Origin of the sequence: Paenibacillus sp. MMS20-IR301, from assembly GCF_032302195.1 — a bacterium.
Classification (GTDB): Bacteria; Bacillota; Bacilli; order Paenibacillales; family Paenibacillaceae; genus Paenibacillus_AQ.
In genome coordinates, this window is the sequence record NZ_CP135275.1 from 555,229 (window position 1) to 577,610 (window position 22,382).

Sequence of the window (22,382 nt, forward strand, 5' to 3'; positions counted from 1 at the left end):
TCTCTTATGTATGGATTGAACTGCTGATTTAAGATCTACAGTCTATATTATTGCTCAAAGAGCAAGATTGCACAATGAGCAATTAGTGTCGAGAGTGTGAATATTTAAAATTTTATTGATTGGGCGGAGATTCAGCAGCCGGATGGCGGGGGAGACGCAGCCTCCAGCTCCCGTGAACTGCACTGGCGGCGGTATTCGAGCGGGGTTTTGGAGGTCAGGCGCTTGAATATTTTGGAGAAATAAGCCAGATTCGTGTAGCCAGCCTGCAGAGAGACTTCACGGACGGGAAGATCGGTAGTCATTAGAAGCCGCTTGGCCTCGCGGATGCGTACATCCGTAATATAGTCGGAGAGCGAGCTCCCGGTCTTTTTCTTGAATATATGCGATAAATATTCCGGATTGAGATAGACATGCTCGGCCAGCGTGCTGCGGCTGATCTCCTGTTCCAGGTTCCGGTCAATGTATTGCTTGACCCGCTCGATGACCGAAGAGGTCTTCTCTACCAGGTAAGAGACATCAATGGACTTGATAATGATATGGGCAATCCACTGCTTCATGGCGCTGACCGATTGAAGTGACTGTGCCAGAAGCGCCCGCGATTCCGGGTCCGAGAATACGGAATGGGCCAGAATCCCTTTTCGTTTCAGAATAATGTACACGCCCTGCATAAAGTCATGATGGAATTGCAGCAGTACATTTGCATTCACTTTATTGGTGCGGACCAGCTCGTCCAGATAGCTGCCTACAGCCGAAATCGCCGGCTCCCGCTGATTCTCGAAAATCCAGTTGAACCAGGCGTCCATCTCAGGCGGGGAATAGGCAGGTGAACCAGCGGTTGTCTCCTGCAGCCGGAACACGCCGCCCTCCTGCAGGACATTGTTATTCTTCATTTCGATCAGCTGCCCGCAGAGGGAGTGCAGGTCGGCAGCCTCACAATCAATATCGCGAATATAGCAGGATAAGCGGCAAGGCAGATATTTGCTGCCGTAGCTGACAAAACGCTGGCAGCGTTCATACAGCTCGGCTGAGGCTCCCGGATTGTCTAAACTGCGGATATCCAGGGCGATGAATGTGTTTTTGTCGAGCATAACTATGACGGGCGAATCCTGCCCGGGGAGCAGAATTTCACTGGCAATGTTCTTGAAGGCATATTCGAACAAGCCGCGCCCCCATTCGTCGGCCCGTTCATTCATGAACGGGATATGGATGAGTACCGGGCGATAGCGGCTCGCTCCGGTATAGGGCACATGCCGTTTTGCGGCTTCCTGCCTAATGAGACTGCCCTCCGGAGGGACTTCACCGTGCACGACGGCCGACCAGAACTGTCCGGCAATCTGTGTCCTGTTCTCGCTCCAGTACCGGGCCTGCCGGGCATGCTCGGAGTAGACGAGCTGGGTGTTGACCTGATCAACGGCTTTAGCCAGCGCCTGCTCCAGCTCTTCGTATGGGGCGGGCTTCAGCAGATAGTCAAACCCGCCCAGCTTGATGGCCTGATTGGCATACACGAAGCTCGCATGGCTGGTCAGCAGGATATTGACGGTCTGCAGATTCTGCGCGTTCACCCAGGCCAGCAGCTCGAGCCCGCTCCCCTTGGGCATCTCAATATCACTGAGCAGAATTTGTATACTATTGGTGCTGAGCACCTGAATTGCCTCCTGCATACTGTGTGCAGTGAATACCTCAGTAATGCCTAATCTGGACCACTGGAGCGAATGCTTAATGTCCTGGACGATATAATACTCGTCATCAACAATTAACACATTAGTCATAAAGCCACCTCTTCTCTTTCCTGTGTGTATACCGGAAGCTCAATATCAATACGTGCGCCAGCCCCCGGCTCGTTGGTGAAAGCGAGTGCTGCCCGGGGGCCGTAGATCAGCGCCAGGCGCTGCCGGATGTTGTGGATGCCGATATGCCGCTCGTCAGCTCCGCCTATCCGGCTTCCCTTGCGCAGGGCCTCCAGCACATCTGTGCCGAAACCGTCCCCCGAATCTGTAATGGAAATCTGCATTACCTCAGAGAACGGCGCCACTGTGACATCAAGCGAGATGATCAGAAGCTTTCCGGGCACGGCCTCATGTTTGATGGCATTCTCTATGAAGGTCTGAATGATTAAAGGCGGAACGGGAATCTGCAGCACCGCATCGTCCACATGCAGCCGGAAGCTCAGATGATCCTGGAAACGCAGCCGCTGAATATCGAGATAATTGTTCACATGGGCAATCTCCTGCTCCAGCGGGACGAGGTGGTTACCGGCCAGGGCATACCGCCAATAGTTTCTGAGACGGACGGACATTTCCTGAATCAGCAGCGGTTTGTTTAGTCCGGCCAGACTGTGGATGGTACCCAGGCAGTTCATGAAGAAATGCGGGTTGAGCTGCAATTGTAAATATTGCAGCTCGGCCTTTTGCTTCTGCAGCTTTTCTTCATAGATGTTAATCTTCAGCCGCTGGATTTGTCCGGTCATATCATCAAAGGTATGGTTGACCAGATTAAATTCATCGCACAGCTTCTCGTTATGCAGCCTGACATTGAAATTGCCGGAGCGGAGCAGCTTCATTCCCTGCCGCAGCTTGTTGAGCGGAGAAATGACCAGCTTGCTTAAGGTCCAGGTCAGCAGGAGCAATATGACCAGCACGCACAGGGAAATTGTAATAATCAGGGACTGCAGGGAATCCAGGCCGTCCAGGATGCTGTTGTCCCGGATCATAGCGACCAGGCTGAAGCTGCCGCGTGCCGAGCTTTGCACAATAAGCATATATTTGTTGTTCCCGACATCCGTGAAATGATAGTTATTGAAATTAATGCCCAGATCCATCGGCAGTTTGCGGAAGTCGGGCTGCGGAATCAGCGGAGTGCCGTCATTCAGGCTCAGGAACAGCCGGTTCATGCCGCTGAAGCTTTTACCCTGCAGGGGTTCGACAAGATTCTTGACCTTGAGCCAGGCCCCGACATCGGTGCCCCAGACCTTTATCGTACGCAGGAGGTAGAACTCATGGTCGATCTCAGCGGTATACCAGCTGGAACGGCTCTCGAACAGGCCGGATTCCCTGACATAGTTTTTGAGCTTTTGCTGCTCCAGGAACGGCACGCCTTGCTGCGCAGAATCAAGATAGACATCGGCTTCCTTGGAGTAGATGAAGAAACCGTCGACCGACCGGTAGCCCCAGATTGATTTGTTTAACGACTGCTCGGCCCGGTACTGGGCCAAATAGCGGTCGATGTCCCGCGGCGGTTTCTCAATCGTGCGGATATCCACCTCAAGGGTGCTCATGCCTGCCAGGAAATTCTCAACATCCGCCAAGGCGTCGTCAATCTGCTCCATATAGATATCCAGTGTGTTTTTATGTGACTCGAAGACCTGGCCCCGCACGACCTGAATCGCATAGACATTGTTGAAGATCATTAACAGAAGCAGAATCAGCATGACTATGGAGATGCTTCCTATAATCCGGAACTTCAGCGAATTGGGTGAGATCATTTGCTTAAGTCTTCTGAGCATTGTTTTCACCATCCAGCGTATAGTTATTTCTGTTATAATAGCGCTTACATCTTAGGGTATCTTCAAAAATACTTAAGAATACTGCGGTTGTCAAGAAATGTTTGGCCATGCAAATACGTCCGGTGAAAAGCTCACATTAGTGATAATTCTGCAAATGATAATGATTTTTTTATCCTGAAGCACACCTTATACTCAAATCATCCAATTGAAAAAGGGGGATTCAAATGAGCAGAACCAAATTACCGCTGATTGCGGTGTTATGCCTGGTCATCATCATGGCAGGAGTTCTGAGTGCCTGCCAGCAGAAAGAGAACGGCGGGAATGCTGCCGAAGGGGCGGGGCAGGAGACGGTATCGCTGGTAATGACCATGCCGACCTTCAGCACGATACCTAAGGAAATAACGAAGGTGCAGGAGGCGATGAACGAAATTTCGCGTAAGGAGATTGGCGTAGAGGTGGAGCTCCAGATTATTGATTCCGCCGCCTATAACCAGCAGATGATTCTGATGCTGGCCAGCGGCGAGAAGCTGGACATTATGTCGGGCCTGTTCACGTACAGCTCGGCATATCAGAAGGGACAGCTGACCGAGCTGGACGGGCTGCTTGAAGAGCACGGGCAGGGCATTATCAAAGCGCTCGGTGAGGAATATATCAATGCCACCCGCATCAACGGCGTGCTGTACGGACTGCCGAACCTGCGTGATTTTGCAAGCGGATACGGGGCATTCTCGATGCGCAAGGATATTTTGGACAAATACAAGATTGATATCGCCACTATTAAGACCATAGAGGATGTAGGGAATGTATTCAAAATTGTCCATGAAAACGAACCGAATCTGACTACAGTAGCACCATCCGCCGAGTCTTTCCTGAATCAATACCGGAACTTCGACGGACTCGGCAACGACTTTGGCGTACTGCTTAATTACGGGGAAAAGCTGGAAGTCGTCAATTTGTTCAAATCAGAGGATTATAAAAATTATTTGAAGCTGGTCAGAGGCTGGTATCAGAACGGGTACATCAGCAAGGATGTGACTACGACTACGGAGGCAGTTACGCCGCGGGTGAAGGCCGGCTCGTTATTCGCCTATAACACCACCTGGAAGCCCGGCATTGAGCAGCAGGAATCCAATATGGCAGGTACCCCGATGTTTATTGTCCAGACGCTGGATTCATTCATGCCGGGCTCGAGCGTGTCGTCCATGCCGTGGACTATTCCGATTAACTCGGAGCATCCGGATAAGGCGATGGAATACCTGAACCTGCTTTATACCAACGAGGATATGATGAATCTGCTGGCTTACGGCATTGAAGGGGATCACTATGTGGACAAGACCGGTGGAACCATCGGGTTTCCGGACGGTATTGATTCCAAGAACTCCGGGTACAACCTGAACATGACCTGGCTGCTGCCCAATGAATTCATTACCAAGGTCTGGGAAGGGAATCAGCCGTCCATTTGGGAGGACACCCGCAAGTTCAATGAAACGGCCAAAAAATCCGCTGCGCTCGGCTTTACTTTTGATAATGCCAAGGTAGCGACCGAAATCACATCCGTGCAAAACGTATACGATGAATACAGAAAAGTGCTGGAGAATGGGGTTGTCGACCCGGATGAGTATTTGCCTGAGATGAACGCCAAGCTGGATGCCGCCGGTATTGACGTCATTATTGAGGAGAAGCAGCGCCAGCTGGATGAGTGGGCTTCCAAGAAATAAACATTATACAACATGCGGTTCCTGCCTGACTTCAGGGGGGACCGCAATATCCCGTCATAGGAGGAGGGCATATGGAAAAGGCAGTGACAAAAAAGACCCTCGTCAGAAAATTAAGCGGCTTTGTCCCGCTGTACCTGATGATGATTCCAGGGCTGCTCTATCTGTTCATCAATAACTACCTGCCGATGACCGGCCTTGTGGTTGCATTCAAAAACTATAATGCCCGCAAGGGGATTTTCGGAAGCGACTTTGTCGGCTTCAAAAACTTTGAATACTTGTTCAAGACCTCGGACGGCTGGGTGATTACGCGGAATACGATTTTGTACAACTTTGCCTTCATTGTCATCAATACCGTGCTGGCTGTTATCGTCGCCATTCTGCTTAGCGAATTAACCTCAAAGGTGAGAACCCGGTTCTATCAGAGCATTATCCTGCTGCCTTTTCTGATCTCATCGGTTATTGTCAGCTATCTGGTATTTGCTTTTCTGAGCGCTGAAAACGGTTTCCTGAACAATACGATTCTGGCTGCTCTCGGTATTGAGCCTGTAGCCTGGTACAATGAGCCGAAATATTGGCCGTTTATTCTGATTATTGTAAGCGCCTGGAAGTCCGTCGGCTATAGCTGCATTATTTATCTTGCGACCATTATCGGGATAGACCGGGGGTATTATGAAGCGGCGGAGCTGGAAGGGGCGGGAAAGCTCAAACAAATCTGGTATATCACCCTTCCTTTGCTGAAGCCGGTCATTATCCTGCTTACGATGCTTGCGCTCGGCAGAATTTTTTATTCGGATTTCGGCTTATTCTATCAGGTGCCGCAGAATCAGGGGGCGCTTTATCCGACCACCAACACGATTGATACTTATGTGTACCGCGGTTTGCTGCAGCTCGGCAACATCAGCATGTCTGCGGCAGCGGGATTATACCAGTCCGTCGTCGGCTTCATTCTGGTTATGGGCTCCAATCTGCTGGTCCGCAGGCTGGATAAGGATAGCGCAATCTTCTAGGAGGCTACAGGAATGAGTAAAGAAACGAAAGTATTCCAGTTCACTGCACATTGTATCATGACTATTCTGTCTGTTCTGGCGCTGATTCCGATCGTTCTGCTGGCGGTCTCATCCTTTACGGATAATGATTATTTGCTGAAAAACGGCTACTCCTTCTTTCCCGGCAAGCTTAGTACAGGCGCATATACGTATCTGCTGCAGGAGGGGGAGGCCATTGCCCGCGCATACGGCATATCCTTTTTCGTGACAATTGCCGGAACCGTGCTGAGCATCATTATAACCACCCTGCTCTCTTATCCTCTGGCCCGGGCGGATCTGCCGGGAAGGAATGTGTTCTCCTTCTTTGTATTCTTCACCCTGCTGTTTAACGGGGGGCTCGTGCCTACCTATCTGATGTATACCGGAGTGTTCGGCATCAAAAACTCGATCTGGGCGCTGATTATCCCTGGTCTGCTGCTGAATGCCTATAATGTCCTGCTGGTCAGAAGCTACTTCGTTACAGGGGTGCCGACAGAGATACTGGAAGCCGCGCGGATTGACGGAGCCAGTGAATTCGCGACCTTCCGCCGCATCGCCCTGCCGATGGCCAAGCCGATTGTCGCTACGATTGCCTTGTTTGTCGGCATTGCCTACTGGAACGACTGGAATAACGGTTATATCTATCTGACCACCCGCACCGATCTGTTCAGTATTCAGAACCTGCTGAACCGGATGATCCAGAATATCCAGTTCCTTACATCCAATTCTGCGGCGAGCAACAACATTCAGGAAGGATTGGCGAAAATACCTTCAGCTACCGTCCGCATGGCGATAGCCGTGACCGGGATTCTGCCGATTGTCATTGTCTATCCGTTCATCCAGAGCAATTTCGTGAAGGGGATTACGCTTGGCGGAGTCAAGGGATAAGATGCTGCAGCACAAGCAAAAAATAAAAAAATGTTAATCTATGGAGGTTATCATATGAAAATGGTTGAAGTGAAGCTGAATGAAAGCGGACGTGTCAAGCTGACCGGCTATATCCAGGAGTCGTCGAAGGAAATGGGAACGGTGGCCGCGAAGCCTGCAGTGCTGATCTTCCCGGGCGGGGCGTATATGTTCCTCTCCGACCGGGAAGCTGAGCCGGTTGCACTGGCTTACGCGGCGGCAGGCTTCCAGGCGTTTGTCCTGCGTTATTCAGTAGGCAAGCATGCCGGCGGCTTCCAGCCACTGAAGGAAGCTTCCGAAGCGATTGCCATGATCCGGGAGCATGCGGCCGACTGGCATGTCCTGCCGGAGCAGATTGCCGTCTGCGGCTTCTCTGCCGGCGGGCACCTGGCCTGCGCAGCCGGGCTGCGTGCGGAGCACCGGCCGAACGCGATGATTCTCGGGTATCCCGCGATTGACCTCGGGGATGCGGAGGAGAACAAACAAAACGATCATAAGATGGTCGAGAATCTGATGGGTACACCGGATTATACGCAGGAGGAGCTGGACCTGCTCAACCTGCACAAGCAGGTCGGTGCAGATGCTCCCCCCGCATTTATCTGGACGACCTTTGAAGATGTTGTTGTCGGCGTTCAGCACACGCTGAAGCTGGTTACGGAATATGCCGCCCGCAATCTTCCCTTTGAATATCATGTGTTCCAGCGCGGAGAACACGGTTTATCCCTGTCTACGGCAGTCCTCGCGAACGGCCGCAAAAGCATGGTGGATGCCCATGCTGCCAAATGGTTTGAGCTGAGCACAGAATGGCTGCGCTCTTTGTTCGGTGAGCTTGAGGTTATCGATAAGCCGTTTGAATTCAATTTTGATGATTTCCAGGCGGAGCAGGACTGACATTTTTGCCATTAGAACAAAGGGGGCAAATGCCTGTGGGCACAGAGGTTAAAGCTGTTATTTTTGATCTGGATGGCGTCATAGTTTCGACGGATAATCTGCATTATGAGGCATGGAGCCGGATTTGCAAGGAGGAGAACATCCCGTTTGACCGGATAATCAATGACCGTTTGCGCGGGGTAAGCCGTATGGAGAGCCTGGACATTATTTTGGAGCGTACATCCCGGCTGTACACGGAACCGCAAAAGCAGGAATTGGCTGAACGCAAAAACGGCTATTATAAAGACTTGTTATCCGGTATATCTGAAGCGGATCTGCTGGACGGAGTGGAAGAGACACTTGATGCCTTACAGAACCGGGGAATCCGGACGGCGATCGGCTCCTCCAGCCGTAATGCCCGGGCCATCCTGGCGCAGCTGGGCATTGCCGGACGGTTCGACGTCATTGTTGACGGCAATGAGCTTGCCCGCAGTAAGCCGGACCCGGAAGTATTCACTACCGCTGCCAAGAAGCTGGAGCTCCTGCCGGTTAGCTGCCTGGTTGTTGAAGATGCTGAGGCAGGTGTCCGCGCAGCTGCCGCTGCCGGAATGGTGCCCGCAGCGGTTGGGACAGCTTGCGGCAGCCCGCTGGCTGTCCTGCACCTGGACCGGCTGCCTGATTTGCTGCCGTATTTGGAGAAGGCATCAGCTGCCTCTACTGATTCCGGGAGCAGCGATTCCATCATGCAAGGAGGACATTATTAATGCCATTTGATAAGGACACCAAGATCGGCCATATCTGGGCGAACGCCGCCGGCCGCGCTATTCTGAACCAATACGTGCCGGAGCTGGGGAATTCGCCGTTCCTTCCGTTCTCCAAGGCCAGAACCCTGCCTGAACTGGCGGTAGCCAATGAAGCCTGGACATGGCCGGATGAGCTGCTGGCTGCGGTCTTGTCCGAGCTGGCGCGCATTCCGGACGAAACAACTGCGCGGCAGGCTTCCGGATGCGTACCCGGTGCAATTGCAGAAGCGGACACCGGTGCGGAAGCAAGCGCTGCTAAGGTTATTTCCGCGCCGGATAGCGCTGAGCGCTGGGGGATTTTCGAGCTGGAGCTGGAAGCCGGGGGCTTGGGCTATGCCAATCCCTTCACAGATATTACGCTGCAGGCGGAATTTGTGCAGGACGGGCAGCGTGTGAACGTGCAGGGCTTCTATGACGGCAGCGGAATATACAAGGTCCGCTTTATGCCGGCCTCAGAAGGCGAATGGACCTACCGCACCGTCTGTAACGCCACTCCGCTTGCCGGGATTGCCGGGAAGTTCACCTGTACACCGCCGGTAGCAGGGAATCATGGCCCCGTCCGCGTGGCCCGGCAATTCCACTTCGCTTATGCAGACGAGACAGCTTATGCTCCTGTCGGCACGACCTGTTATGCCTGGATTCACCAGAGCGAAGCGCTGCAGCAGGAGACCTTGCAGACGCTGGCCGAGTCGCCGTTCAATAAACTGCGGATGACGGTTTTTCCGAAATTTTATCAGTTTAATCTGGAGGAGCCGGAGCTGTTCCCCTATGAAGGTTCGCTTGCGCAGGGCTGGGATTTCACCCGGTTTAACCCGGTGTTCTTCCGGCGTATGGAGGAGCGGCTGCTTGATTTGATGAAGCTTGGCATTGAAGCGGATTTAATTCTGTTTCATGCCTATGACCGGTGGAGCTTCTCGGAGATGGAACCGGCGGCGGACGATCTGTATTTGCGGTATTTAACCGCCCGGCTGTCCGCTTTCCGCAACCTCTGGTGGTCGCTTGCCAACGAATATGATCTGATGTGGGCCAAAGAGGCGGAAGACTGGGAACGCTTTGCCGGTATCATCACGGAGGGTGATCCTGCAGGGCATCTGATTTCAATTCACAATTGCTTCGATTTCTATGATTATTCGCGGCCTTGGGTGACACACTGCAGCACCCAGCGGGTTGATGTATACCGGACAGCGGAGAATACGACGGAATGGCGTGAACGCTGGGGCAAGCCGGTGGTTATTGACGAATGCGCCTATGAAGGGAATATCGATCTGGGCTGGGGCAATATTACCGGTCAGGAGATGGTGCGGCGCTTCTGGGAAGGGGCGGTGCGCGGCGGGTATGTGGGACATGGCGAAACCTACCTGCATCCGGAGGAAATACTATGGTGGTCCAAGGGCGGGAAGCTGTATGGAAGCAGCCCTGAGCGAATCGGCTTCCTGCGGACAATTCTGGAAACAGCCCCGGGAAACGGGCTTGAACCGCTGAAATCGGATTGGGATGTGCCCTGCGCCGGAATCAAAGATCAATATTATCTGTACTACTACGGATTCAATCAGCCTGCATACCGACAGTATGCCATGAAGCCGGGAGTCCGTTATAAGGCGGAAATTATCGACACCTGGAATATGAGCATTCAGGAGCAGCCGGGAGAATATGAGGGCCATTTCCGGCTTGAGCTTCCGGGGAGTCCCTATATTGCTGTGAGGCTTACTGCCGTTTAGGCAGCTATGCAAAATCCTCAATCACCGGGTATTCCCCGGCTATGGACGGGAAGCTTCATCACACTGCTGTGCATCAGCTCATTGACCAGCATAGCAATGAATATGCAGATGGTTACCCTGCCCCTCTACATCGTGCAAACCGGGGGCGGCCCGTCTTCCGCCGGGATGATGATGGGTGCCTTCACAATTGCAGCCCTGCTGTTCCGCCCTTACTTCGGGAGACTGGTGGACCGGCTCGGCGGGAAGCTTATGCTTGTGGCCGGTACCGCTGTCTTTGCTGTTATTTCTTTAGCTTATTCGGTACTGCCCTGGGTCTGGGCGCTGCTGCTGGTCCGGTTCATCCATGGAGTGGGCTTCAGTGCCAGCTCCACAGCCTCGGGAACGATGCTCGCCCAGGTGGTCCCGCCACGCAGGCTGATGGAGGGAATCGGCCTGGCCGGACTGGCCCATACACTGGCCGTTGCTGTGGGTCCGGGGATCGGCCTGTTTTTTGCCCGGCAGCTGAACAATTATACCTTGCTATATGTAATTACCGCTCTATTGGCTATGGCGGCGATAGCTGTTGCCTGGCGGCTGCGTGAGCCGGAGGGCAGCAGGCCAGCAGCGGCAGAGCCCATTGCTCCGCGCCGGAATAACCTGATTGAGCGAAGCGCCCTGCCGACCTCGGCGGTCATGTTCTTTATAGCGATGCCCCAGAGCAGCATTATTACCTTTCTGCCTGCTTACGGACTTGAGCAAGGGGTAGGCTTGATCGGCCTGTTTTTTACCTTTAGCGCTATTTCCATGGTGGCAGCAAGAGTATTTTGCGGCAAAATCTCGGATAAACACGGCCCGGGCATCGTAATCATCCCAGGGTTTTTACTTGCGGTGGCTGCTCTCGCGTGGCTGCCGTTCATTGCCTCACTGGACGGCTTTATAGCTGCCGGAGTGCTGCACGGGCTGGGATTCGGAACAGTGCAGCCGATATTAAATGCGCTTACGATGCGGCGTTGTCCGTCGGAACGCAGAGGAGCGGGGAATGCGACTTTCTTCCTGTTTATTGATGGAGGTTATGCCGCGGGCTCCATTCTGATCGGTTTGTTATTGAGCTACACAAGTTATGCCGTGATGTATATGTGCTGCGCAGGGCTGATCGTCCTGGCCTTAGGCCTGTACATATATTTATTAGGAAGCAAGCGGGAACGGATAAGAGAGCGGAACCTCTCTCAGGAATGGATTCAGAACAGTGAAGGAGCGGATTAACCAATGCAGCATTTAAAAGAAAAGCCGTTTTGTCTGAGCGATGAGGATATCTCGTGGGTGGCTGAAACGCTGGACAGTCTGACGGAAGAGGAAAAAATCGGACAATTATTCTGTCTGGTCAGCTACACAAGTGATGAGGATTACCTTGGCAGCCTGGCCCGGAAGTACAAAGCCGGCGGACTAATGTGCCGTCCGATGCCTGCAGCCGAGACGGTGGATACGGTGCGGATTTTACAGGAGAACTCCCGTATTCCTATGCTGATCGCGGCCAATCTGGAGCGTGGCGGAACAGGGATTGCCGCTGAAGGCACTACCATTGGTTCAGTTATGCAGGTGGCAGCTACGGATGAGGAGGAAATGGCCTACAAGCTGGGAAGCGTCTGCGGACAAGAGGGGGCAGCTGTAGGCTGTAACTGGGCTTTTGCCCCGATTATTGATATCGATTACAATTTCCGCAATCCGATTACCAATACCCGCACCTTCGGCTCAGACCCTGAGCGTGTCCGCCGGATGGGCGTCCAGTATATCAAGGGAGTGCAGGAGAATAATGTGGCCGCCTCGATCAAGCATTTTCCGGGGGATGGCATGGATGAGCGGGACCAGCATCTTGTAACCAGCATTAACTCCCTCACCTGCGAACAGTGGGATGCTACATATGGTGAGGTCTACAAATCCTGTATTGAAGCCGGAGCCATGACCGTCATGATCGGCCATATTATGCAGCCGGCCTACAGCCGCAGGCTGAATCCGGCGCTGAAGGATGAGGAGCTGCTGCCGGCGTCATTGTCGTACGAGCTGACGACTACTCTGCTTAAAGAGCGCCTCGGTTTCAACGGCCTGGTAGTTACAGATGCTTCCACCATGGCGGGGATGACCATTCCGATGAGCCGGGCACAGGCGGTTCCGCAGGCCATTGCGGCCGGCTGCGATATGTTTTTGTTCACGCGCAATCTGGAAGAAGACTATATGTATATGAAAAAAGGGATTGAGGACGGCATTATCACCCGTGAGCGTCTGGATGATGCGCTGGTCCGGATTCTTGGCCTGAAGGCTTCGCTCAGGCTGCACCGGAAGCAGGCTGCCGGTGAATTGGTGCCTTCACTTGAAGCGGCGAAGGAAGTGCTGGGTGCGCCCCTGCACAAGGTATGGGCGGCTGAGTGTGCGGACAAAGCGGTTACACTGGTTAAGGAAGAAGCCGGTGTCCTTCCGGTTACTCCGAATAGATACCGCAGAATTCTATATTACGATATTGAAGCTGCTGAGGGTGTTGCCTATTCGGTCCGGACCGGGGTGGCGGACATGTTCCGGAAGCTGCTGGCCGGGGAAGGCTTCGAAGTAACTCAGTATCTACCTCCCCAGGGCCGGGAAGGAATGCTGGCCAAGCAGGAGGATATTACCGGACAGTATGATCTGATCATCTATCTTGCCAACATGTCTACTAAGAGCAATCAGACCGCTGTGCGGATTGAGTGGGCCCAGCCGATGGGAGCCAACGTTCCGGTCTATATCAACACAGTGCCGACTATATTCATCTCCGTGGAGAATCCCTACCATCTGCTGGATGTGCCGAGAGTCAAAACATTCATTAACGCGTACAACTCAAATGATCATGTGCTAAAAGCGATAATCGACAAGCTGATGGGGCGTTCAGCCTTTACAGGAACGAGTCCGGTTGATCCTTTCTGCGGCATGTGGGATACCCGGCTGTAGAGGTTGCTGATGAGGATAAAAGGGGGCTGTCTCCAAAGTAGCCGAGAAATGGCCGAGAGGGACATCTTTTGATAATGCGCAGGATCAACTAGAGCACTTGGATGGACGCTGCGTGAACGGACCGTTGTTCCAATCGCTGTGCTCTCCAGATTTTTTTTCATTCCCCTTAGCGGTGAAAATCCGGAGACCAAGGCGAACGCTGCCGCTTTTCCACAATCGTTCCGTCCTCTCCGCTGTTTAAGCGGGATACGAAAATGAACAGAACCAGAATTGAAGCCGTCACGAAAAGACCCGAAACGCAAGAAGCGATCCTCCAATTTTGGAGAACCGCTTCTTTTTTTAGTTTGGAAAAGGTAATGCTTTAACGTTGAACAGCTCTCAGGCGGAAGGTGCAGCTGGCGTAGTCGCCGCGCAGGTCGGAGACGGTGAGGCCGATCGTCATCAGGCGGTCGCCGCCAAGCGGAGTGCCGCCGAATGCCGGCTGGAACGGTTCAGTGCTGTGATCAGCAGCAGCTGATTCGTCACTGCCGTGGCCCGCAGGCTGATCTGCTGCGCCGGTCTCGATGACGTAGTCGAGCGCAGGATCAAGCCCCTTGAGCGCAAGACGCGTAATCGGTGCATTAGGCGTGGCGAGTACACGGAAGTAAGCCACGAAGGCTTCCGTCCGGTCTTCGCTGACGAACATCCAGGCGGTATCGCCGCTGCCTTCAAACGGGCTCTGCAGGCGGTACATATCCCCCTGCTGCACCAGGGTGCGGATCTCCTTGTACTGGGCAACCTGCTTAGCCGCCAGTGTCTTCTCGGCATCCGTGAACTTAGTAAGATCCAGCTCATAGCCGAAATTGCCGCTCATGGCGACATCGCCGCGGGTTGCCAGGGAGGTAATCCGGTCGACCTGATGGTTCGGTACAGCAGAGACATGGGCGCCCATGCTGCTGGCCGGATAGACGATGCTTGTGCCGTACTGGATGGCCAAACGCTCAATGGCATCGGTATCATCGCTGGTCCAGGTCTGCGGCATGTAGAACAGCATGCCCGGATCGAAGCGGCCGCCGCCGCCGGAGCAGCTCTCGAACAGAATATCCGGGAAGCGCGAGGTCAGGCGCTCCAGCAGATCATACAGGCCGAGCATGTAGCGGTGGGCGGTTTCTTTTTGCCGCTCAGGGCTGGTGTTTGCCGAGGCGATCTCAGTCATATTGCGGTTCATATCCCATTTGACATAGGTAATCGGCGCGCTTGCGAAGACGGAGCTCAAGGTCTCATACAGGTAGTCGCATACTTCAGGGCGCGAGAGATCCAGAATGAGCTGGTTGCGGGCTTCGGTCCGGCGGCGTCCGGCGGCATGCAGACACCAGTCTGGATGGCTGCGGTACAGCTCGCTGTCCGGCGAGATCATCTCCGGCTCCACCCATAGCCCGAACTGCAGGCCCTCACGGTTCACGCGGGCGGCGAGATCATTAAGCCCTTCAGGCAGCTTGCGGCGGTCCTCGAACCAGTCGCCGAGCGAGCTGTTGTCGGAGTCACGCTTGCCGAACCAGCCGTCGTCGAGCACGAACAGCTCAATGCCGAGCGGTCCGGCTTCCTTGGCGATGGCGGCGATTTTGTCGGCATCGAAGTTGAAGTAGGTCGCTTCCCAGTTGTTGACCAGAATCGGCCGGGCCTGGTCGCGGTGCACGCCGCGGCACAGGCGGGTGCGGTACAGCCGGTGATAGGTACGGGACATGCCGCCGAGGCCTTCGCCGGAGTAGACGAGTACCGCCTCCGGGGTTTGGAAGGATTGGCCCGGCTCAAGCAGCCAGGAGAAGTCAAACGGGTTGATCCCGATGCTTACGCGGGTCTGGCCGAACTGCTCCACCTCTGCTGCAGCAGCGAAGCTGCCGCTATAGACAAGGCTGAAGCCATACACATCGCCTTGATGCTCATCTGCACCGTGGCGGAGCAGGGCAAGAAACGGATTGGTCTGATGGCTGCTGGAGCCGCGGCGGCTCTCCAGCGACAATGCGGCACCGGGGATGAGCGGACGGCGCTGGACATGGCGTTCTCTTGCCCAGGCTCCGCTGAGGTGCAGCGTATCATAAGCCGAGTCGGCGAAATCAACGGAGGCGCTGAGCGCCTGCTCAAGCCGCAGCGGGGCTTCGCCCTGATGCTCGAAGCGGACCGAACGGGCAATGGCGCTGTGATGTGCAAATACGGTATACAGCAGAGTGACGGTCAGACCGGCGTAATCGTCCTTCAGGGTCAGCTCCAGCGTCTGGGCTTCGTCTTCATTCTCCGCGTAGACGGCAGGCAGTCCTTCAAGCACCGGCTTGCCCGGTGTGATGACATAACCGGCATATTTCAGCTCGGTAAGCCGGGTGCCGTCAGCAAGCTGCGCCTGATAGGCCGGCCGGCGGAAATCACTGGTGCCGTACTGCGGATATTCCTGCGGCAGCGCATCCAGTGAGAGTGTAGTCTTCGACAACAGAGGGGTCGGGGAGAAGGAGGAGCGTTCGCGCAGCTCCAGTGCCCCGCTCAGGCTGCTGTCATGGCGGAGCTGGGCTCCCCAGTAGACATGGGCGGGATATCCGTCAGTCACCTGGATGATGTAGCTGGTCCCTTTGGATTGAAGATGGAACAGGCCTTGCGATTCGTCTGCAAAAATATTCATGTGCTTAACACTCCTTGTCAATGTCAGGTGGAATAGACTCCGGCAGTCCGGAGGGCGAACCTGTTGTGCTGTGTAATGCTTACACTTCGCATGCACTTCGATAATCTACTGCTGCGCCCGCCGCTTATTCCGGCGTTCCGCCGCTGGTCTCCCGGATAATCAGCTTCGTGCCGATGATCGTATGCGAAGGCGCCTCCCGGCCTTCGAACCGCTCGGCCAGGAGCTGGACAGCTGCCTTGCCCATCTGCTCGGGATAGGCCCGGACCGTTGTCAGCGGAGGCTGGACGTAGGCGGCCATCTCAATATCGTCGAAGCCGACGATGGCCATCTCTTCTGGCACCTGCACACCGTGGTCGTGCAGGGCTCGAAGGGCGCCGACAGCCAGCGGATCGCTGGCGGCGAAGCAGGCGGTCGGCCGTTTGGCCCCGGCCAGCAGCCCGTCCATCATCCGGTAGCCGTCTGCGCTGCCCCAGCCGCCGCCTGCCCGGATCAGCGCGTCGTCGTAACAGCCCTGTTCCTCCAGGACCCGCTTGAAATGATGGGCCCGGCGCTCGCCTTCGCCGCCCCCGCCGATGAAGGCGATATCCCGGTGGCCCAGCGCCAGCAGATGGCCGAGCGCCTGGTTAACAGCCTGGCGGAAATGCGTGCGGACGGAGTCATATTCCGGACGTTCCGTGTACTGGTCAACCAGTACGATGGTGCTGATGTCCGAATGCAGCCGCTCCCAGTCCCCGGGGGCGAAGCCGCCGACGACGATAAGGCCGTCACCGGCTGGCAGCTGGGGCAGGACACCGCGCCCGCGCAGCGTCTGGCCCAGCCGGATGCCCAGCTCCTCGCAGCGCAGCTCCACGCCGCGGCGGATCGAGCCGTAATACGGATCATCCCGCTCTTCCTCGGGAGAGCACCAGAGCAGCAGCGTAATGTTCTTGCCGCCGAGCACGGTGTCGCGCTTCATTTGCTTCAGGCGGGAAGGCTTGTAGCCCAGCTGTCCGGCGACTGCAAATATGCGGGTGCGCGTATCCTCGCTGACGGCCAGGGACAGGTCATTATTCAGCACCCGCGATACGGTTGCGGCGGATACGCCGGCCTCGCGGGCGATGTCTTTAATTGTTGCCAAGCTGCTCACGCCTTTTTTAGTTAATAAATTTACTAAAACTATAATTTAATCCTACCACCTTGCATTCGTACTTTCAAGCTTCATTTTAGATGCGCTTTCAGGGGCAGGCTGGCTGAAGCTGACAGCTTCTAAACCTGGGATGATTGTGTTAACATGTTGAATATTCATTAGAGGCCGGAGGAGAACAAGCTTGAAACAGACAACATTTGCCGGGAGATGGTTCGGCCGGCTGCGCTTCAAAAGCAAGGTAATTGCCATCTTTCTTCCCTTGCTGATCCTGTCACTGCTCATTCTGGGCGCATTATCCAGCCATTTATTCAGCCGTTCCTTAATCGACCGGACGACACGCAATGTGGCGGACGAATCCCAGCTGATTCTGTCGCGCACCGATTATATTCTCCGCAGTGCGGAGACAGCTGCCAATATTATGGTCACCAACATCAACCGCTTATACGAATCCTATCCGGGTGAACAGGCATTGCCGCTGGAACGGGTACGGTTTGCGAACCTTATGCAGAGCCGCTTATCCACGGACCTGTCGATTTTCCGGGAGGTGGATGCAGCGGTCTTCGTCGGCAAGGAAGGTGTAATCTACCCTTCTTACACGACCGGCGGTGATGAAGCAGGCCTTGCGGCAAGCGGAATGCTGGAACGGGTGCAGCAGGCCGGGAGCTACGGGGTATCACAGTGGTTCGGCATGGACAAGCGGGACTACCTGACTTCAGATCCGGCCGCTCCGGTGCTTACTCTCGGTAAAATGGTCATTAACATCGACACCGGTGAGACTCTGGGCACTTTGTTCCTGATGATTAAAGAGGAGCAGCTGTCAGCGTTTCTGCAGTCCAGTGACCCGGCTGCGCCCAAAGCCTATTATTTCATGGATGAACAGGGCCGGATCGCAGCGGCGGCGGACAAGGACAGTCTGCTGAAGCCGATTGAGCCGGCGATGGCTGCTGCCATCCGGGCGGGGAACAGCGGGAGTGAGCATGCCAGCTTTTCTTACAAGGATGACGGCAATCTGGTTACGGTCAGCCATTACGGGCGGATGGACTGGGAGCTGATTAACGTGGTCTCGCTGAAGCTCCTGACGGCGGATGTCCGGCAGAACGTACGGCTGACGGCGCTGGTCGGGGCGCTGTGCCTGATCTTTTCCCTCTTCGGCGCGAATATTCTGTCGCGGATGGTGGCCGGCCCGCTGGAACGGCTGACCCGGGCGATGCGGCAGGTGGTGAGCGGCGATCTGCGTCCTGTAGCTGCTGTACGGACAGAGGATGAGATCGGAACGATTGCCGAGGCCTTCAATTTCATGGTCGGCCGGGTCGGCGAGCTGCTGAGTGAAGTGACCGAGGAGCAGAGACGCAAGCGGGAATATGAGCTGGCGCTGATCAGCGCACAGATCAAACCGCATTTTTTATATAACACACTGGATACGATCTACGTCCTGAACGAGCTGGACCGTAATGAGGAAGCCCGGGATACGACCAAGGCGCTGGCGGATTTCTACCGGATGGTGCTCAACCAGGGCAGGGAGCTGATTATTCTGGAGAAGGAAGCGCGGATCACCGACGACTACCTCGCCATTATGCAGATCCGTTACCCGGATGTATTCCGCTATGAGCTGGATATCCCGGCTGAGCTGTCCGGAACGCCGATTCCGAAGCTGTCGCTGCAGCCGCTGGTGGAGAACGCGATTTATCACGGGCTGAAGAAGAAGGGCAGCAAGGGCTTCATCCGCATCGGGGCTTACAGGCTGGAGGGGCGGGTGATCGTTCAGGTGAGTGATAACGGCATCGGCATGGATGAAGAGCGGATTGCCGCCATTATGAGCGGAAGCCCGCAGGGGGATGAGACCCGGTCAATCGGCACATACAGTGTGCGGCAGCGGCTCAGCCTCTATTTCGGGGAGGAATACGGCCTGACGGTCCGGAGTGCTGCCGGTGAGGGAACGGTAATTGAGCTGTCATTGCCGGGTGCGGCGAATGAAAGGAGGGAGGAACAGGATGTATAAGGTGATGATTGTCGATGATGAGCCGCTGTTCCGCGATTATCTGCGGTTGAAAATGGACTGGCAAAGCCACGGCTTCGAGGTCTGCTGTGAAGCGCGGGATGGCCTTGAAGCGCTGCTTGAGGCGGAGAAGCATCAGCCGCATCTGGCGCTGATCGATATTAATATGCCGTTTATGGACGGGATCGAGCTGGCCGGGAAGCTGAAGGACCGGTTCGGGCGGATCGTAATCGTCTTCGTATCGGGCCATAATGAATTTGAGTATCTGCAAAAAGCAGTGCGGACCGGTGTGCAGGATTATCTGCTCAAGCCGTTCAACGCGGAAGAGATGCTGGACATGCTGGGCCGGGTCCGGCCGAAGCTGCCCCGGCTGTCCCGTGAGCAGGAGACGGCTGGGCAGGCGAAGGAAGGCGGCAGTGCTGCGGCTTCCGGGCAGTCCAGCCAAGCAGGCCAAGCAGGCCAGGCCCCGGCGGAGCTCAGCTCCATCCGTGATGCGATTGTGCTGGGGCTGCGCATGAAGGATGCCGATATTCTGGATGAGGTGCGCAAGGCGGTCCGCCAGCTCCGCGGCAGCAGATGGGGCGATGAATATGCGGATGCCATGATGATGGGGCTGCTCTCACTGGTGCTGACCTTTGCCGGTGAACGCGGGTTCTCCTTCAGCAGGGTCTGGGACAGCGGGGAGGACAAGGCGCCGTATGACAGGCTGAAGGCCTGCGCTTCCTGGGAGGAAGCCGAAGAATGGCTGATCGCCCTGTACCGCAGGGTGATTCAGCTGACGGAGGATGTGAAGCCGACGAAGGCTTCGAGCCTGTTCGCCGCAGCGATCAGCTATATCGGGCAGCATTATGCGGATGCGGAGCTGTCGGCAGAGCAGGTGGCCAGCGGCGTATATGTCGATTCCAGCTATCTGCGCCGGATCTTCCGCAAGGAGTCGGGGTATTCCATCGTCGACCACATTACCCATATCCGGATGAAAAAAGCGCGTATACTCCTCCTGGAGGGCAACCGCCGGCTCGCGGATATATCCGAGAGCGTCGGCTACGCGGACCCCAATTACTTCAGCAAAAGCTTCAAAAAGCGCTTCGGCGTAACGCCGACAGAATACGAGCAGCTGGTTAAGAAGTAGCCGGATACGGGGGGCCGGAGTGCAGCGCCAAGATCAGTCACCTAAGCGCCTGGAGTTTCCTACTGCGGTAAAGGCGGTTCCCGGCAGGGGACTGCTTTTTTAAATAGATAAGAATGTATTTGTTTCGGTCTGCCAGCAAAATACCCGAGTCCCGAGTCAACTTCGAAGCCAAGCCCCACTTTGTGGGGTTATTTTATGGGCTGCACCTATAAAATCCTGTATCAATTACAACATTTGCTGCAGGTTATGAGCCGTAATCAAAGACTGTTGTATAAAAGGCAGCAATTCCGCCAGGGCAGATGGATAAATGAGGGGATTGTTGTATTTCGTGCATGATTTCTTGCGAATCGCCCGATAATCAGTAGTCCAAGTTGCAGAACGTACAACATTAAGAGCGGGGCTATACAGGTGAAGTGTGCCCGCAGTGCTGCCGTAGCTCCACTCTACTTCGCTTCCCTTCTCCTTACGATTCTTGTTTTGTCCCGATTTTTACGGATAAGGCCCGTTTTGTGCCTTAAGATATGCAGCAGACTGAAGCTATAATGTGGGAGTAGCAAGCGGAGATTTATCTAAAGACACATACTTGCATAAGGGGGATTCACAATGAAAGCTCAGCACAAACGTTTAAGCGCACTAATGATAACGCTTTCCATGACACTGCTGCTGTCGGCCTGCGGCGGAGGCAATGCAGCTACCAATGACAGCGCGGAACCGGCTGCGGCACCTGAGGGCGGCGCGGTCAAGCTGAAGGTATATGCCCAGCATTTTGACGAAGATACAAAAGGCCCGTTCGACTACGCGGTGGAAGAGCTGAAGAAGGAAATGCCGGAGGTGGAGATTGAGCTGGATTCCGCTGTACAAGACGGCAACCAGAAGCTGAAGACTTACGCGGCTACAGGCAATATGCCGGATATTTATTTCACCGACTGGGCTACGCTGCAGACCTTTGCCAAATCGAAGAATGTAGAGATTCTGGATGATTATGCAGCCACAACGGAATACAAAGCGAGCCTGAACCCGGGCGTGGAATCCCGCCTGATTGCTCCGGACGGCCATGTGTATGCCTACCCGGATACAGGAATCGAGTTCCAGCTGATCTATTACAACAAAACCATCTTCGATAAAGCGGGCATTGCTACCCCGATTAAGACGATTGATGAGCTGGCGGCAGCAGCTGTGAAATTGAAGGAGGCCGGATATGTGCCGATGTCGATTTTTGCAAAAGAGAAATGGATCAGCGCCGCCTTCTATAACGGCCTTGTCACCCGTGAAGAAGCCGCAGGCTTCGGCGCACTGGATCAGCAGGGGCTGACGGAGCTGCCGCAGGCATTCGTTACAGCAGCGCAGCAGATCGAACAGCTGCAGCAAGCCGGCTTGTTCGATGCCAACGCCACCAATACAAACTATGACCAGGCTTCCTCACAGTTCTATCAGGGCAAATCGGCCATGTTCGTTAACGGACAGTGGGAGATTTACAGCTCGGCTGAGAAGCTTGGCGACCAGGTCGACTGGATGTACTGGCCTGCCAAGGATGAAGCTACCTACGAGGCATCCAAATACTATATCGACGGTGCCGGTTCACCACAGGGGTATGCTGTATCTCCGGCAAGCAGCAACAAAGAAACTGCAGTCAAGGTAGCCGCATTCCTGGCGGCGAAATCCGCTGAGTACAAATATACGCAGCTGGGCAGCCCGATCATCTCACCGAAGACCGACAAGCCGATTGCTTCCGACGTGCCGGTGATGATGCAGCGGGTAGCGGATGAGCTGCTGCCGAGCGCCAAGGAATACGCGAAGCTGCTGAGCAACACGCAGATTCAGAACGCGATTAATGACAATACGCAGAATCTGCTGGTGGACGGCTTCAAAGCGCAGAATTTCGTGGACAACCTTAACCGTACACTGGGCAAGGAAAATAAATAGCATTAAGCAGCCGGACCCTGAGGCCTTCGCCCCGGGGTCCGGCTGTAATGAAACAAGGAGGGGAAGA

The 22,382-nt window shown here is 54.9% G+C and carries 15 protein-coding genes; 11 read left to right on the forward strand and 4 right to left on the reverse strand.

The features are described from left to right. Nucleotides 1–131 precede the first annotated feature (131 nt). Nucleotides 132–1,769 (reverse strand): response regulator transcription factor, encoded by a 1,638-nt coding sequence (locus tag LOS79_RS02275; RefSeq protein ID WP_315415969.1) that lies wholly within the window; start codon nt 1,767–1,769, stop codon nt 132–134. Further along, the gene (locus tag LOS79_RS02280) at nt 1,766–3,481 is read right to left on the reverse strand and encodes a sensor histidine kinase (RefSeq protein WP_315415970.1); all 1,716 of its coding nucleotides are present in this window, start codon (nt 3,479–3,481) and stop codon (nt 1,766–1,768) included. The genes LOS79_RS02275 and LOS79_RS02280 overlap by 4 nt, the downstream gene beginning before the upstream one ends. Before the next feature lie 245 nt (nt 3,482–3,726). Here LOS79_RS02280 and LOS79_RS02285 point away from each other — a divergent pair, with 245 nt between their 5' ends. The 8 genes from LOS79_RS02285 (at nt 3,727) to LOS79_RS02320 (ending at nt 13,494) form a co-directional block, all read left to right on the forward strand. Continuing rightward, on the forward strand, nt 3,727–5,220 hold the full coding sequence (locus tag LOS79_RS02285) for an ABC transporter substrate-binding protein (protein ID WP_315415971.1): 1,494 nt from the start codon (nt 3,727–3,729) through the stop codon (nt 5,218–5,220). Nucleotides 5,221–5,291: 71 nt separating this feature from the next. Then, entirely contained in the window at nt 5,292–6,227 is a 936-nt protein-coding gene (locus tag LOS79_RS02290) for an ABC transporter permease (RefSeq protein WP_315415972.1), read from the forward strand. Nucleotides 6,228–6,239: 12 nt separating this feature from the next. Continuing rightward, nucleotides 6,240–7,133 (forward strand): carbohydrate ABC transporter permease, encoded by an 894-nt coding sequence (locus tag LOS79_RS02295; protein WP_315415974.1) that lies wholly within the window; start codon nt 6,240–6,242, stop codon nt 7,131–7,133. A 54-nt stretch (nt 7,134–7,187) separates the two neighbouring features. After that, on the forward strand, nt 7,188–8,042 hold the full coding sequence (locus tag LOS79_RS02300) for an alpha/beta hydrolase (protein ID WP_315415976.1): 855 nt from the start codon (nt 7,188–7,190) through the stop codon (nt 8,040–8,042). 35 nt (nt 8,043–8,077) lie between these two features. Continuing rightward, nucleotides 8,078–8,785: a beta-phosphoglucomutase gene (gene pgmB / locus LOS79_RS02305; protein WP_315415977.1), complete on the forward strand. Its 708-nt coding sequence runs from the start codon at nt 8,078–8,080 to the stop codon at nt 8,783–8,785. Then, nucleotides 8,785–10,542, forward strand: coding sequence for a DUF5605 domain-containing protein (locus LOS79_RS02310; RefSeq protein ID WP_315415978.1), 1,758 nt, complete (start codon nt 8,785–8,787; stop codon nt 10,540–10,542). The genes pgmB and LOS79_RS02310 overlap by 1 nt, the downstream gene beginning before the upstream one ends. 6 nt (nt 10,543–10,548) lie before the next feature. Next, on the forward strand, nt 10,549–11,784 hold the full coding sequence (locus LOS79_RS02315; RefSeq protein ID WP_315415980.1) for an MFS transporter: 1,236 nt from the start codon (nt 10,549–10,551) through the stop codon (nt 11,782–11,784). A gap of 3 nt (nt 11,785–11,787) precedes the next feature. After that, nucleotides 11,788–13,494 carry a glycoside hydrolase family 3 protein gene (locus LOS79_RS02320; RefSeq protein ID WP_315415982.1) on the forward strand — a complete coding sequence of 569 codons (1,707 nt, stop codon included), beginning with the start codon at nt 11,788–11,790 and terminating at the stop codon, nt 13,492–13,494. A gap of 361 nt (nt 13,495–13,855) precedes the next feature. On the opposite strand, the gene LOS79_RS02325 is transcribed toward LOS79_RS02320, so the two are convergent. Together LOS79_RS02325 and LOS79_RS02330 are read right to left on the reverse strand one after the other, a co-directional pair. Further along, nucleotides 13,856–16,141, reverse strand: a complete 2,286-nt coding sequence (locus tag LOS79_RS02325) for an alpha-galactosidase (RefSeq protein WP_315415984.1) — start codon at nt 16,139–16,141, stop codon at nt 13,856–13,858. A gap of 124 nt (nt 16,142–16,265) precedes the next feature. Next, the gene (locus LOS79_RS02330; protein ID WP_315415985.1) at nt 16,266–17,258 is read right to left on the reverse strand and encodes a LacI family DNA-binding transcriptional regulator; all 993 of its coding nucleotides are present in this window, start codon (nt 17,256–17,258) and stop codon (nt 16,266–16,268) included. A 190-nt stretch (nt 17,259–17,448) separates the two neighbouring features. Between LOS79_RS02330 and LOS79_RS02335 the strand changes: the two genes are divergently transcribed. The 3 genes from LOS79_RS02335 (at nt 17,449) to LOS79_RS02345 (ending at nt 22,315) form a co-directional block, all read left to right on the forward strand. Further along, nucleotides 17,449–19,266, forward strand: coding sequence for a cache domain-containing sensor histidine kinase (locus LOS79_RS02335; protein ID WP_315415986.1), 1,818 nt, complete (start codon nt 17,449–17,451; stop codon nt 19,264–19,266). Next, nucleotides 19,259–20,392: a response regulator transcription factor gene (locus LOS79_RS02340; RefSeq protein ID WP_315415988.1), complete on the forward strand. Its 1,134-nt coding sequence runs from the start codon at nt 19,259–19,261 to the stop codon at nt 20,390–20,392. The genes LOS79_RS02335 and LOS79_RS02340 overlap by 8 nt, the downstream gene beginning before the upstream one ends. Nucleotides 20,393–20,995: 603 nt before the next feature. Beyond that, the gene (locus tag LOS79_RS02345) at nt 20,996–22,315 is read left to right on the forward strand and encodes an ABC transporter substrate-binding protein (protein ID WP_315415989.1); all 1,320 of its coding nucleotides are present in this window, start codon (nt 20,996–20,998) and stop codon (nt 22,313–22,315) included. Nucleotides 22,316–22,382: the final 67 nt, after the last annotated feature.